The organism is Nostoc sp. (assembly GCF_036916985.1).
Taxonomy (GTDB): Bacteria; Cyanobacteriota; Cyanobacteriia; order Cyanobacteriales; family Nostocaceae; genus Nostoc.
In genome coordinates this window covers 1-14902 of the sequence record NZ_JBALFD010000088.1, presented here as the reverse complement: position 1 = coordinate 14902, position 14902 = coordinate 1, and the positions used below count along the sequence as shown (strand labels likewise).

Below are 14902 nucleotides of genomic sequence, written 5' to 3'. Positions count from 1 at the left end.
GAACGAGCAAAAATATTTATTACATAGCGAGGATATATATGCAGTATTTACCAATCATCTTCGTTCGTGGATATGCAGGTACACAAAAAGATGTTGAGCAAGTAGTTGACGATCCATTTTATGGATTCAATAATGGTTCAACCCATATTCGAGTAGATGAGAGCGAAAATCCCCAGAAGTTTTTTTTCGAGAGTCCATTACTGCGGCTAATGACCGATCATGGTTATCAACCAATTGTTGACAATCAAAATGTGAGCAATCAAATTAAAAGATTGTCTGGACAACTTAATAAAACTATTTGGGTCTACCGATTTTATGATGTAACTACACCTAGTTTTAACTCTTCAAGTGTAGTCAGACAGGAAATGGAGCAGATAGCTGAGGGTTTAAGAATACTGATTCAGAATGTCAAGGAGACGACGGGTGCTGACAAAATTTATCTTGTCGCTCACTCAATGGGAGGTCTTATTTGTCGTAGCTTGATTCAAAAGATTTATCCAGATCAAGGTGAGCAAGCTATCGATCACATTGACAAATTCTTTACCTACGCTACACCTCATGGTGGTATTTATTTTGAGATTGGAAGTGGTTTAATCGAAAACCTTAGAGATAAGTTTAAGTTAAATAATTCCGATGATTTTGGCCCCCAGAGGATGTACCAGTATTTAACACCTAAAGCCAACGATCCAACAAATGAGTTACCCGATGACTTTCAGCTAGAAAAACTACAAAGCCTAGAAGATGCATTTCCGCCAAACCGCGTTTTTTCTCTAATTGGTACTAATGCACATGATTATGAAGAACTTTTTGGTATTTCACGAAAGGCTGTAGGGGTGAAAAGTGATGGTCTAGTTCAGATCGATAAAGCTTACATTACAGGATCTCATCGTGCTTATGTTCACCGTTCTCATGGTGGGCGTTATGGCATAGTCAACTCAGAAGAAGGTTATCAAAATCTACAACGCTTTTTGTTTGGTGATATCCAGGTGAAACTATCTCTGAGCAATGTTGAGTTAAAAGACGAGGACAATAATTTTTATCAACTAGAAACTAGAGTTGCTTTGCGTGGTCTTCCTATTCCTATATATGAGCAAGCGATCGCTCATTATTGCCCAATCACCCAAGAGTTACTCAGAATAGATAAACCTATTCCCCTGTTTACAGCTTTCTTAATCCCCAGAAATTCAGCTAGTGATGATAATACCTGTAGATATGCTCTGCGTTTAGCACTGCATTCTTTTACAAAACTAGAGACGAATTGGTTGCGTGACAGTCATCTCGACCAAGTACCGCTATGGTCTGACTATTTAATCACTGATGTTGCCGCATCAGATAGCACATACAAAGCTACCTATAGTTGGAATTCCGATCAAAAAGAGCCAGTAACAGATTTAACTCTCAATCAAGAATCCAGTTCAGATGTATATGTTGCTTATGTTTCTTTACCTGAACGGGGGCAAAAAGTCTTAGGAACAAATGCGGCAGTTCGCTTAGAAATTTCCCAATGGAAATAAATGTCATTTTTCAAAAGAAGCCTAGTGAGTGAGCAAAAATCTACCTGGATAAGGATTTTAGACTTTCCTATAGCGAGGGTGATTAAAGAACGTTAGGTTACTAATGATTCATTTGTTTTGAAGTAGTTAACAAAGGAAAAATTATGCAAGGTGATCGCAAACAAACGGCTCTAATTACGGGGGCATCTGGCGGTATCGGTTATGAATTCGCGAAGTTATTTGCTCAGGATGGTTACAATCTTGTGTTAGTAGCTAGAAGCGTGGACAAGCTGAATAAAATAGCTGATGAATTTAAAAAGAAATTTGGCATTGATGTCAAAGTTATTTCCAAGGATTTATCTAATCCATCAGCCCCAGAAGAAATTTTTACTGAGCTAGAACAAGCATCAATCAGGGTTGATGTGCTGATAAATAATGCTGGCTTTGCTACCTACGGATTATTTCACGAAATTGACTTGAATTCTGAACTGCAATTGCTACAGGTCAATGTCTTATGTCTGACACATTTAACCAAGTTATTCCTCAAGGGTATGGTTAAGCGGGGGTCTGGAAAAATATTAAACGTGGCTTCAACTGCTGCTTTTCAGCCAGGGCCGCTGATGGCAGTATACTACGCTAGTAAAGCCTATGTCTTATCGTTCTCAGAAGCGATCGCTAATGAATTAGAAGGTACAGGCGTTTCTGTAACAGCACTTTGTCCAGGCCCTACCGAATCCGGTTTTCAACAGAGAGCCGCAATGGAAGACTCAAAGTTGGTAAGCGGTCAAAAAATTATGACTGCGGAAGCGGTAGCCGAAATCGGCTATCGTGGTCTATTTGAAAACAAAACTGTTGTTGTTCCTGGAATTAAAAATAAGCTACTCGCTGAATCTGTAAGATTTACTCCCAGAAAGCTAGTGACTAAACTAGTCAGAAATATGCAGGAAAGCAAGTAAGTTGTAACATAGCAATCCTAAATCAAACGCGCAGAAACAAGATTCCCGACTTCTTAAAGGATACAGCTGCCGAATAGGGGGTTACACCCCCTGGAAAAGGTAGGTGCAGCAAATAAGAAGATACAAGCACTGTTAGTATCTTTTTTTAACTGCGTATGACACTGCATCCTGTGAATCAATGGGAAATACCGACACCGACAGCAAAAATAGCACGTGCGTCATTCCCACTCGGAAATATGTATATGAAAATGTACGACGAATTGGGATTTTTTGACTGGTCTAATCATGTTACTAAAGCTCGTACTCGTACTAGTTCTTTTGCTAGATTGCGTGTTCATTGTGCTTAACTAACAAGTCCTAAATTCATGATCATTTGTTCTCCAGGGACAGTTAAAACTGCCTTGATCGCAAATTTTCATACTCAAAAAGGTGCGCTGATTTGAAGCACACCTTTTCGAGAGGACTTGTTGATTGTTCAAAACCAACCCCAGTTGCTCCTTGTGGGGTAATACCCCCTATTCGCCAGCTGCATCCTTCAAGAAGTCGGGGATCTAGCAGCCCCACAAAATTAATGGGACAGACTACTAACCTCTCAAAACTAATATTAAAGATCGCCCTCTAACTGTCGGGCAACAAGTTGAGCAAATAACCCTTCTTGCACAATTAATTGCGAGAAAGTACCCACTTGTATAATATGACCAGCGTCTATTACATAAATGCGATCGGCATTGCGAATTGTACTGAGACGATGGGCAATAACTACTCTAGTAGCGTTTAACTTGGCTAAACTTTCAGTCACAATTGCCTGGGTGCGGTTATCGAGGGCGCTGGTTGCTTCATCCATTAAAATGATTTTGGGCTTTGAAACTAGCGATCGCGCAATCAATAATCTTTGCCGTTGTCCACCCGAAAGATTACTACCACCCTCAGCAATAATTGTATGCATTCCCATTGGCATTTGCTTGATATCATCAGCCAAACCTGCCATCTGTGCTGCTGACCAAGCTTCCTCTAAGGAAACTAAAGCCCCGGTGCTGATGTTATCAAAAACTGAGCCTGTGCCAATTTTACCATTTTGTAGTACCACTCCTAACTGTCTTCGCACAGCCTGGAGTTCCATCTCTGCTAAGTCTTTGCCATCGTAGTAGATGCTGCCTGTCAATGGAGTTTCAAACCCCAATAGCAAACGCAAGATGGTTGATTTTCCACTTCCAGAAGGGCCAACGATCGCAATAAATTCCCCTGGTTCGGCATGGAGGGTAACATCATTGAGGATTAGGCTGCCATTCTCCGAGTAGCGAAAGCTGACTCGATTTAGGGCAATTCGACCGCTTAATTGTCCGGGATTGACTTTGGTTGAGTCATATTCAGGCTGCGATCGCCAAATTGGTTTTGACCGTTCCCATATTGGTACAATACCCAAAATTTCTGATGTGGTATTGCTCAGGTTAATTACTCCTCTGATAAAAATCGCCAAAGCATAGTTAAAAGCAACGAATGTACCCAATGTGAGGCGTGGCTGCATCAACAGCATGGCAAACCCAAACAGCAATATAGAACTTACCAAAGGCAGGGCTTCATTAAATACAGAAATCCCATCTTTAATCTCTTGCCAACTCGCCTTTAATCGGATCTGCTGGCTGTATTTTTTTGCCCAAGTTGCAAAGGCCCGTTCTTCTGCCATTGCTACCCGCAATTTGGCGACACCATTAATGAGTTGTACGGTGAGTCCCTGAATTGCCCCATCTAGTTCTTGCTGTTTTTGCGATTTCTTCACTAACAGGAAACTAGCAACAGTTGTAACCACGACGGCAAAGATTGCTAAACCTACGCCTACAAAGGCTAGTTGCCAACTGTAAACAAACATCAGCACCAAATTGAATAAGGCAAAGACTCCACTCAACAAGGTGCGTTGGGTAGCGCCACTGAGTTTTTGGTGAATTTCTCTCACCGCCATCACACGGTTGACTAAATCTCCAGAAGTATATTGACGAAAAAAACTCGGACTTAATCTGAGTAAACGATCCCAAATGGCTGGCTGCAATATACTATCAGTGGCGCTTTCGACTCTTAAGGTAATAATGCTTTGGGCAATTTGAAAAGCTAACTGCCCAAAAGCCACCGCAAACATAACTAATCCGATCTGCCACAGTAAAGCGCGATCGCTATCTGGAATGGCATGATTAATTAAAATCGCTGTTGCTTGTGGTGCAACCATTCCCAATATTGTGCCCAGTAACCCCACCACTAGAATACTGGCGATGTCTTTTTCATAGCCCTTCACCCCAAACCGCAGCAAATCGATGGCGTTGAGTGCAACTTGGGGTAACGGTCGATACAAAACGTAGGCTAATGATGTGAGTGTTTTTGCTACTGTTTCATTTACAGGTGTGCGAGTTCGTGCTATGGGGTCGAATATCAGATAATCCCGATTATCTGTAGGTAATAAAGCTACTGGTCGCTTTTCTGATTGGGTATAAGCTAACATTGCCCCTTGATCTTGACGCCACCAGCCATCTGCTAAAGTTACACGCCGAATCCGAATTTGCGATGCTTGAGCGATCGCCGCTACAGGGTCTTTAATAGAATTTAAATCCGCTACTGGTGGATGAATTTCTATTCCTAGTGCCCGTCCAACTGCCCCCAATGCTACCAATAAGGGCGGCCCTTCTTGAAAGAAAACCGTCTCTTGTTGCGGCTGCAAGACTGTTGCTAAGTCAGAAAGTGCCGCCTCTATGACTTGCTGATTAAATTGTTCGCGTTCTTGAAACTGCCGAAATTCTGCTTCTACTTCTTTATTTGCCAGCAAACTGAAGTAGTGAAAAAAATAAGTCTGTAAACTGGCTAAACCTGCAATGAGTTCCTCAGAATTTGCTAAATCTGCCGTTGACAACATTTGGCCGCTAACTGCATTTTCTGCCTCCAGCCACATCGCACTCGTGAGTGGAAACGCTAGTGAGGTAGAATTCAATGTTAATTCCCCGATTCCCATCCAGTAAGTATTGCCTTGCTGCAACTTCACCCATAAGAGTGTTTGTTGCCTTCCCTGTAGCGTTTCACCAGCCGATAAAGAAAAATCACGTTCAATGTTTGGCTGTACAAGGTTTAATGGTGTTGTCAAAACTGTTTGCTGGGCGCTAAGAGATTGTCCTAAATGATTGATCCAACCTTCTAAAAGTTCTATGGATTGCAAGTCAGCCGCGCCAATTCCCTGAACCAAGTCAACGATTGACATCTGGCATAATTGGGTAGATTCAATTGCGATCGCTACAAAATTCCATTGGTTTTGTGCGATTACTTCCGGTAACAAGGCTTCACCAGCATTGACATGAAACAAATAGCGGCGACGCTCCTTTGGTAAACTGTTTTTAACTCTAGTGGCAAACACTGCTAATGTTCCAGACTGCACTATCCAGACAGTTTGTGAGTTATCCAACAGTAATGGTTCGTTTGCTTGAAGGCAGTATGGTTGGGGAAGAGGATTCACTGAATGTAAATCGATGTGAGTTTGACGAGTGGAAAAAAGATAGAAAAACTATTGTATCCCGGTTGAATGTAACAGAAAGTTTTTTGATGATAAAATTACGTTCTGCTAACCTAAACGATATAGATTTCATCCTCACTCAAGAAAACAGAGATGAATTCAAAGACCTGATCATCTGCTGGAGTCGAGAAGAACACAGCAGAAACTTGCACTCTCCTGATAAACATTATTTAATAATTGAAAATAGTTCAGGAGAGACGCAAGGCTACGTTATTTTGTCTGGGTTACAATCACCAAACAGGAGTATTGAATTAACTCGAATTATCGTTGCTGAACCAGGATTAGGATACGGCAAGCGTGCATTGCGAATGATCCTCAAAAAGGTTTTTGAAGAGTATAATGCTCATCGTTGTTGGTTAGATGTCTTTGAACACAATCAACGTGCTAGACATGTTTATCAATCGGTTGGCTTTCAGGAGGAAGGAGTTTTGCGAGAAGCTTTGAGGCAAAAGGATAAGTATTCTTCGTTAGTAATTATGTCTATACTTGAAAACGAATACTTTTATTGAAGAAGAATTCAGGAGTCAGAATTAAGACAATACAGTTCAGAATGAGCAACAAAACCCTGATGTAGAGACGCGATTTATCGCGTCTTGAAAGACCAGTTATCCACACCAATAACCCTTAACCCAAGCGTATTGAGCTATAAGACGCTCTCAACGGGAGAAGAGAAATCTTTACGCTGTGCTATCCGCCAGTCGAACAGAATGAATGCTGTTCGATAAATGTTCTCAAACTTGATATTATGCTTCTGCCGCGTGAAGTAATTGAACATAAGTCCCGCCTTGCTGCCATAATTCTTCATGAGTGCCACGCTGCACGATTTTACCTTGCTCTAGCACGATAATTTCATGGCAATCGCGAATTGTGCTGAGGCGGTGGGCGACTACAATACAAGAACAACCACGCTGTTGCAAGTTACGGTTAATTATCAACTCTGTTTCTGCATCCAGGGCGCTGGTTGCTTCATCAAGTACTAACACGGTGGGATTTCTCACCAAAGCGCGGGCAATTTCTAAGCGCTGGCGTTGGCCACCACTAATATTCATACCGCCTTCAATTAACTCGAAGTCATATTTTCCCGGTAGAGATCCGATCGCATCATGAATAGCTGCATCCTGGCAAGCCTGCACCAAATCAGCTTCTAGCACCGTTGCATCCCAAAGAGTAATGTTTTCTCGCACAGTCCCGGCAAATAAAAAGATATCTTGTTCAACCATTGCCAACGAGTTAGCCAGAACAGAACGCTTGATTTGCGATCGCTCTACACCATCAAAGCAGATTTCCCCCTGCCAAGGTTGATAAAGACCACAAATTAATTTAGCAACTGTGGATTTACCAGAACCACTTCCCCCCACAAGTGCTATCCTTTGCCCTGGCTTGACAGTCAAGCTCAAATTCTCAATCAACGGAGATTCCACACGACTGTACCCAAAAGTGACATTTCGTAACTCAACATTGCCCTGTAATTGCCAGAGAGACGAGGAAGTAATTTTTCCAGTCCCCAGTCCCCAATCCCCAATCCCCAGTTCCCGCCTCCCCTCCACTTCCAAATCAACGGGATTTTGCAGCACATCATCAAGGCGGTTTAAGTCAGCTTCTAAAGTTTGGAGTGTACCGCCAAAATTGACGAGGCTATTGACTGGCTCTAAGAAGCTCAGTGTTAAACTTTGGTAGGCAACCAGCATCCCAATGCTGAGATTGTTGTTCATTACCTGTAAACCACCAACTAGCAAAATAGAAGCAGTGGTTAAGGCTGTCAAAATTGTTGGTAATGTGGTGAGAATTTGAGTTTGCAAGCCTAATTCTTGTTGGGCGTTGAGTGCTTTGGCGTAATAACCTGCAAATCGAGCAAATAAATCTGACTCCAGTCCAGAAGCTTTGATAGTTTCTATGGTTTGGATGCCACTAACCGTTACTCCACCCACCTTGCCATATTCCTGAGCTAGGCGCATATTGGCATCTACACGAGTTTGCGATAAAAAGAAGAGAGCCAGAATGTTGATTGCAGCAAAACCAACTGCGATCGCACTCAATAATTGGTCATACTGAATCATAATTAGCAGGTAAAAGACCATCATCACTGCATCAATGATTGTGGTTGCTAAAGATCCTGAAAGTACTTCCGCCACACGATCATTCAGTTTCATCCGGCTACTAATTTCCCCAGCAAAGCGCTGATCGTAAAACCCGATGGGCAATCGTAGGATATGCCAGAGAAATATTCCTGATGTGCTGACTGACAACTTAACCATCAATCGCCGCAGGTAGGTAAGGCGCAGTCTAGCAATGAATGCCCGTAATAAAGTAGTTAACAGCATTCCTAACAGCAAAGGTCGTAACCAATCTTGTCTATCTTGGACTAAAATCTCATCGATAAATACCTGAGAAAAGGCTGGTACAGCTAACCGAGGCAATGTTAGCAATAACCCGGCCAGCAGACAAAATAAAATGGTAACTCGTGAGTTTTGCAAGCGACTACTTAAAGCTGAGACAATGTGATTTTTTTTGCCTCCCTTCTGAAAGTCTGCTCTCGGTTCCATCACCAGCACAACTCCCGTGTATGCGCGATCGAATTCCTCCCAACTAACCGTTCTCCGACCATTGGCAGGATCGTTGAGGTAGACGCGTTTTTTGCTATATCCTTCTACTACAAGAAAATGGTTAAAATTCCAAAAGACAATGTAGGGAAGGCGGGTAGTTGTCACCTGTTCTAGAGACAGTTTTAAACCTTTAGCATTGAGTCCATAATTTTTTGCAGCTTTGAGAATATTAAAAGCTTTACTCCCATCCCGCGAGACACCGCATTCTTCACGCAGTTTAGCCAGTGGCACAATCCGTCCGTAATAGCTAAGAATTATTCCCAAAGCAGCCGCACCACATTCGACCGCTTCCATTTGCAAAAGTGTAGAAGTGCGGACGCGATTATTGGGGACTGGGGATTGGGGACTGGGGATTGGGAATTGGGGATTGGGCATAGGGAAAAGGGATTTAAATGGAAATTGAGCTTCTGAGGGTGGACGTTAAGCTTCTGAGGGTGAAAGTTGAGCTTCTGAAGGTGGAAGTTGAGCTTCTGAGGGTGAACGTTGAGCTTCTAAGGGTGAACTTTGAGCTTCTGAAGGTGGAAGTTAAGCTTCTGAAGGTGGAAGTTGAGCTTCTGAGGGTGAACGTTGAGCTTCTGAGGGTGGACTTTTAAGTTTTAACTCCCAGACCCCAATCCCCAATCCCCAGTCCCCAGTCCCCAGTCCCCAATCCCCAATTTAATAAATCCCCGTCCAAGAACGCAGCATAGGAATAATATAAGAAATCGGTGCTTTTTCTCCTACTTTCACTTGAACAGAAGTGATTGTGCCAGAGGATATTTTTAAAGCTGGCCCATCAGAAGATGATGACCATTTGTAACCACTGACTGATGTCGGGTTTTCTTGGAGTTGGACAAAAGCTTGTACCTGACCTTCACCTTTCCCTGCAAGACTGGCGGCCATTTCTTTGTTACCAACGATCGCTGTAATATCTTGTGTAGTTACTGGAAATGCAGAAATATCTGCGATCGCACCAATAATACCACCTTCGCGCTCACGTTTGGCAAAGCTGGGAGTCACTTGTACAGCCATCCCTGGCTTGATTTGCTTACCATCTTTATTAGCAAAGTAGACAAGACTCACAAGTTTTGAATTTGCCTCTTCAGCTTCGATTGACCCCAGGCGAGTACCAGGATTCATCATTTGACCAGGCACAACACTCACTTCCAAAATATGACCATTGTATTTACTAATAATTCTACTTTCTTGAGACAGTTGTAATTCTAATTGGGCGATTCGCCGTTTTACTTCTCGAATTTGATTAGTTTTGTCAATTGATTGCTTTAAATCTTGTTCGCGTAATTTAGTATTTTGAGTATTCAGGTCTTTAATTTTGGTTTTAATTTCGTCAATCTTATTCAGGTTTTCCAGATATTCTCGTTGCGTTGTGGTTTCTTGGATTTCGAGATCCTTTAGTTGCACATCAATATCTGATAGTTCGCTTTGAGTATTAAAATATTCTTGTTCAGCTTGTACCAACATATCTTGGCTGATGACATGCTGTTCAAAAAGGTGACGACGGTTATCAACTCGCCCTTTGAGGGTTTTAAGTAAATAATTAATTTGTTGTTTGCGGGAATTAATGCTTTGACGTTTTTGGGCGATCGCTCTTTGTGTTTGATCGCGTAACTTTGGTGCAACTTCCTCTCGGCGCAGATTATTTTCCAGATCCATTCTCTGCTGTCCAAGGGTGATGATTTGTTGGTCAATCAGCAGCTTTTGTAACCTGTCTGTTTCTTGATTCTGAGTTTGCAATTGCTGTAACTTTGTTTGCTCTTGCTGTAGTTGCTGCTTTAGTGCTGATTGGTCGATAATACCCAGCACATCACCCTGTTTAATAATATCTCCCGCCTTAACCTTGAGAGTTAGTAAGGGGCCTGAACTGGGTGCTTGAAATTCCACAACATGGTGCGGTTTGATCAAGATGCCTTGGCCGGTAACAGTCAGGGGAATTCTGCCAAACACACTCCAAACGCCAGCCACAGCAACCACAAAACTCATAGCAGATAAAGTCAACCAAGCTTGAGGCTTGACCACATTGATCGCTTGATCCAGTTGTTCTGGTGAAGATAAGCGTTCTAGGGCTTCTTGGCGAAAGATGTGACTGTGTTTTAGTTGCATTGTCCTCCTTCTTGCTGAAAGCACCCAAAACCTTAAATCTTCTAGACTTTTAAGATTAAAGTGCGATCGGGGAGAACTAGGGGAGAACTCAATACGGTTTGGTTAATAAAGTTATCTGTTGAGGGGAGTAGGGGAAGCAGGGGGGCAGGGGAGGAAAGAGAGTTATTGCCATTGGTGTTAGGGACTTCCAAATAAAAAAATATTCCAAAACTGACACAAAAATCCTCTTAATCTCTCCTCTCTCTGTGTTCTCTGCGTCTCTGTGGTTCGTTTTTTGGGATAATTTATTCCTTGGAAATCCCTTAACCTAAGCTAAACCCTTTTCAAATCTCGTTTCCAGCCGGAGGCTAGAAATGTTGCTCATGGTGGCTCTGCCGCCAGCAGGAGAGGCGGAGCCTCAAAGATAGGCGTTCCCAGTCGGAGGCTGGGAACGAGACAATTCTGACTCCTGAATTCTGACTCCTGAATTCTTCTTCAATATGTCAAAGGTAAGCAGATGGTGAAACAAGTTCTACCTGGCTGCGATTCAAATGAGAGTGTACCGTGATGGCGATTTTCTACAATCCGGCGAGTAGTTTCTAAACCCAATCCCGATCCATGCCCTACTGATTTGGTGGTGAAGAAGGGTTCAAAAATGCGCGTTTTAATTTCCAGTGGAATTCCACTGCCAGAGTCGATAATGTCAATATGAGCATAGCGATCGCAATGCCAAGTTTTAATTTCCAATAATCCTTTACCATCCATTGCATCAATGGCGTTGTCAATTAAGTTCGTCCACACTTGATTTAGTTCACTGCCATAGGCAAGAATTTTCGGAAGACCCCGATCGTAATTGCGTTGCACTTGCACACCGCTCTTGAGTTTATGGGCAAACAATCGCAAGGTATCTTCCAAGCCTTGATGTATATCTACTTCTTGCTGAATACCTTGATCGAGGTAAGAATAAGACTTCATCGCTTGCACAAGTTCGGAAATCCTCTCAGATCCTCGCAAACCATGTTTAATCATCGACATGACTTCAAAGGAAAGCGCTAGCCAGTGCAATCCCATTTCTCGCAATTCCGTGTTGTCGTTGCGCCAACGTTCCATGAGTTGGTCTAAGGTTTCAATCTCAACACCACCTTCCGCTAAAGGTTCTGCTAATTTCCAGGCTTGTTTTACACCATAGTCTTCTAACCATTCCAGTAATATGGTTTCGCGATCGCTTAATGTCACTGGATCTACACGATTATTCAAAATTGCGTCATGGCCTTGATCGCGTACTCTTAACCAGTGTTGAGTATGGGCTTCATCAACATTGCGTTGCCCATAAACTAAATTCATTCGTTGTAACTCTAGGATGGCAGCTGGCATTTCTCCTAAAGTCCGAACCAGGGCGGCTGCTGGGTTATTGAGTTCATGAGCTAAACCGGCGGCAAGTGTCCCTAAAGCTGCCATCTTTTCTCGCCCACGAATGAAAGACTCTAGCCCCCGGACACGACGCTGCATAATTCGGAAGACCATCCGCTCAAAATCACGACATTCATGCAGCAGTTTACGGAAGTCTTCTCCCTTCATTTCATAAATGTGGCAATTTGTCAATGCCCGCATTGTCACAGGTGCAGGTTCATCAGTGAGTACGGGAATTTCACCAAAAAAAGATGGGGCTTCGTGTTGCCCGATGGGAATTTCAACTCCTTCACTGCGGCGGGTGATGTTGATTTTACCTTTGACTAAGATAAATAAGCGACATGCAGGGTCTCCCTCATAGGACAATACTGCTCCGGCCGAAAGTTCAACTGTTTGAGCGCGATCGCAAATCCACTCCAACCGCTCTTTAGGAAGCTGTTGAAATGGGTCTAAGTTGATTAATTCTTCAACACATAACATCAATAAACCTCCTTGAGGGGGCAGAGGGGCAGGGGGCAGGGAGCAGGGGAGCAGAGGAGAGGTTTGCAAATATATAGTTTTTCCCGTTCTAGCTAAACATTACTCAGGTAGCGGTGAACGAATTGAATGGCGATCGAACCTTCTCCCACACCGGATGCCACGCGCTTAACTGAGCCATAGCGGACATCTCCAGCTGCGAAGATGCCTGGAATATTGGTTTCTAGTAAAAAAGGAGAGCGTTCCAAATTCCAACCTGGGGCAGATTTGCCATTATGTATTAAGTCTGGCCCGGTGATGACAAACCCCTGAGCATCGCGTTGAATAACGCCATCAAGCCAATCTGTTTTAGGGCTAGCACCGATGAAAATAAAGAGCGATCGCGCTGACACGGTTTCAGTTTGTCCTGTCTTGGCGTGGGCAATCACAATTGCTTCTAAATGTTCCTCTCCCTTCACTTCCACAACGCTACAACTTGTGCAAACTTGGATATTTTCAGTGGCGGCAATTTGGTCAATTAAGTATTGGGACATAGTTGATGCTAGTGACTCACCCCGCACCAACATAATCACTTTCCTGGCATACTTACAAAAGTGCATTGCTGCCTGTCCGGCAGAGTTTGCCCCGCCTACCAAGTAAACCTCTTCATTGGTGCAGGCGATCGCTTCAGTCATGGCAGCACCGTAGTAAATTCCTGCCCCTGTAAGCTTTTCGGCTCCTGGTACATTTAGCCAACGGTAGGAAACCCCAGTTGCAACTAAAAGCGCATGGCAACTAATCTCGCTACCATCTGCCAATTGCAGAATCCGATAAGGATCTTCCAGCCTCACTCCAGTTACTACTTGAGGTGTGAGAATCTCTACGCCAAATCGCCGCGCCTGGGTGACTCCCCGCCTTGCCAAATCACTACCACTCAAGCCAATAGGAAACCCCAAATAGTTCTCAATCCGCGAACTCGTGCCAGCTTGTCCTCCTGGCGCTTCCCGCTCAATTAAGACAGTACTCAATCCCTCAGAAGCGCCATAGACGGCGGCAGCCAGTCCCGCAGGGCCAGCACCCACGATCGCCAAATCATAAAAGGGACGCTCTGCCTGAGTTTGCAGTCCAATTTTGGCAGCAATCTCTAAATTAGATGGTTGAATTAACCGGGAACCATCGGGAAACAGCACCAAGGGCAATTGTTGTCTACAATCAGCTTGGGCGTATTCCACCAATTTTGCTGCCTCTGGTTCCAGTTCAATATCTAACCACTTAAATGGAATCTGGTTACGTGCTAAGAAATCTTTCACCTGATGTGAAAAAGGCGACCAGCGATTACCAATGACTCGAATCCCTTCAAATGGTGGGCGGAATCCAGCTAGCCAGTCATCTAGCAAATCATCTAAAACAGGATACAGCTTCTCTTCTGGTGGATTCCAGGGCTTGAGTAAGTAATAATCAAGTCTGGCGCTATTAATTGATTTAATAGCAGCATCCGTATCTGCATAGGCTGTCAACAAGGCACGTTTCGCATCGGGAAAGATGTCTTTTGCCTGTTCCAGAAACTCTACACCTCCCATCTGGGGCATACGTTGATCTACCAAGAATAGGGCAACAGCTTCGTTTCGTAATTTGAGTTGTTGCACCACATCTAAAGCGGTAATACCGGAATCTGCCCGAACAATACGGAAGCGATCGCCATACTGATGCCGTAAGTCTCGTGACACTGCTTGCAGCACCTCTGGATCATCATCGACGGTTAAAATTGCTGGTTTCGCCATAATTACTGTTACTCAACAATTGCAGTGCCTAGCCGTTATTTTCAAAAATCTGTTGTCAAAATATCTACTGTTTAACCAGTTGCTTTAAACGAAAGTATGCCTCTTCTGGTGTCAGAGGTTCGGATTGACTTTCATTAGGGATATAAAATACCCAGGTATCGGGAAAGTAATGCACCACAAAGCTGGGAATCAAACCCAAGCTCAATGCTTGCTTTCCAAGTTTTTCGGTTTGTTCCTCTAAACCCAGTTGGTTATGAAATACATGTTCAGCCATACTTGTTCATCTCCCTACACTTTATTTGACCTTGGAAGAAGGTTTCGGTGATTCACCATTCACCATGTTTCAGAATGAGCTTGAGAATATTTTGGTAATTTCACAATATGCTTTCGTAGAGAATCATAAAACTATTTTGGTCAGTCGCGTTAATCTGAAATTGAATTAGGGACTGACAAATAAAAAAATATTCAATTAACTCTTATGGGTTGGGCATCTTGGCATTGGCGTCAAGTTAAGAAAAATAGAGTCTTGTCAAGAGGGGCCTAGTAATTGACTAAACTCAACGCCATGGTGCTGAGTTTA

At 43.2% G+C, this 14902-nt stretch carries 10 protein-coding genes; 4 read left to right on the top strand and 6 right to left on the bottom strand.

From position 1 onward, the window contains the following. Positions 1-38 precede the first annotated feature (38 nt). Positions 39-1514, top strand: coding sequence for an alpha/beta hydrolase (locus tag V7L07_RS28560; RefSeq protein ID WP_335062496.1), 1476 nt, complete (start codon positions 39-41; stop codon positions 1512-1514). Positions 1515-1657: 143 nt separating this feature from the next. Beyond that, complete coding sequence (locus tag V7L07_RS28555; RefSeq protein WP_335062495.1) at positions 1658-2449, top strand: SDR family NAD(P)-dependent oxidoreductase; 792 nt, start codon at positions 1658-1660, stop codon at positions 2447-2449. 604 nt (positions 2450-3053) lie between these two features. On the opposite strand, the gene V7L07_RS28550 is transcribed toward V7L07_RS28555, so the two are convergent. Then, entirely contained in the window at positions 3054-5885 is a 2832-nt protein-coding gene (locus V7L07_RS28550; protein ID WP_335062493.1) for an NHLP bacteriocin export ABC transporter permease/ATPase subunit, read from the bottom strand. Between V7L07_RS28550 and V7L07_RS28545 the strand changes: the two genes are divergently transcribed. After that, positions 5873-6502, top strand: a complete 630-nt coding sequence (locus V7L07_RS28545; protein ID WP_335062491.1) for a GNAT family N-acetyltransferase — start codon at positions 5873-5875, stop codon at positions 6500-6502. The two genes, V7L07_RS28550 and V7L07_RS28545, sit on opposite strands and share 13 nt — an antisense overlap. A gap of 234 nt (positions 6503-6736) precedes the next feature. Here V7L07_RS28545 and V7L07_RS28540 read toward each other — a convergent pair whose 3' ends face one another. Further along, on the bottom strand, positions 6737-8971 hold the full coding sequence (locus V7L07_RS28540; RefSeq protein WP_335062489.1) for an NHLP family bacteriocin export ABC transporter peptidase/permease/ATPase subunit: 2235 nt from the start codon (positions 8969-8971) through the stop codon (positions 6737-6739). A gap of 17 nt (positions 8972-8988) precedes the next feature. Between V7L07_RS28540 and V7L07_RS28535 the strand changes: the two genes are divergently transcribed. Beyond that, the gene (locus tag V7L07_RS28535; protein WP_335062487.1) at positions 8989-9189 is read left to right on the top strand and encodes a hypothetical protein; all 201 of its coding nucleotides are present in this window, start codon (positions 8989-8991) and stop codon (positions 9187-9189) included. Positions 9190-9253: 64 nt separating this feature from the next. Here V7L07_RS28535 and V7L07_RS28530 read toward each other — a convergent pair whose 3' ends face one another. The 4 genes from V7L07_RS28530 to V7L07_RS28515 form a co-directional block, all read right to left on the bottom strand. Then, positions 9254-10696, bottom strand: a complete 1443-nt coding sequence (locus tag V7L07_RS28530; RefSeq protein ID WP_335062486.1) for an NHLP bacteriocin system secretion protein — start codon at positions 10694-10696, stop codon at positions 9254-9256. A gap of 474 nt (positions 10697-11170) precedes the next feature. Then, positions 11171-12565, bottom strand: coding sequence for an ATP-binding protein (locus V7L07_RS28525; RefSeq protein WP_335062485.1), 1395 nt, complete (start codon positions 12563-12565; stop codon positions 11171-11173). 92 nt (positions 12566-12657) lie between these two features. After that, entirely contained in the window at positions 12658-14322 is a 1665-nt protein-coding gene (locus V7L07_RS28520) for an FAD-dependent oxidoreductase (RefSeq protein WP_335062483.1), read from the bottom strand. A 64-nt stretch (positions 14323-14386) separates the two neighbouring features. After that, positions 14387-14596 (bottom strand): hypothetical protein, encoded by a 210-nt coding sequence (locus tag V7L07_RS28515; protein ID WP_179068100.1) that lies wholly within the window; start codon positions 14594-14596, stop codon positions 14387-14389. Positions 14597-14902 lie beyond the last annotated feature (306 nt).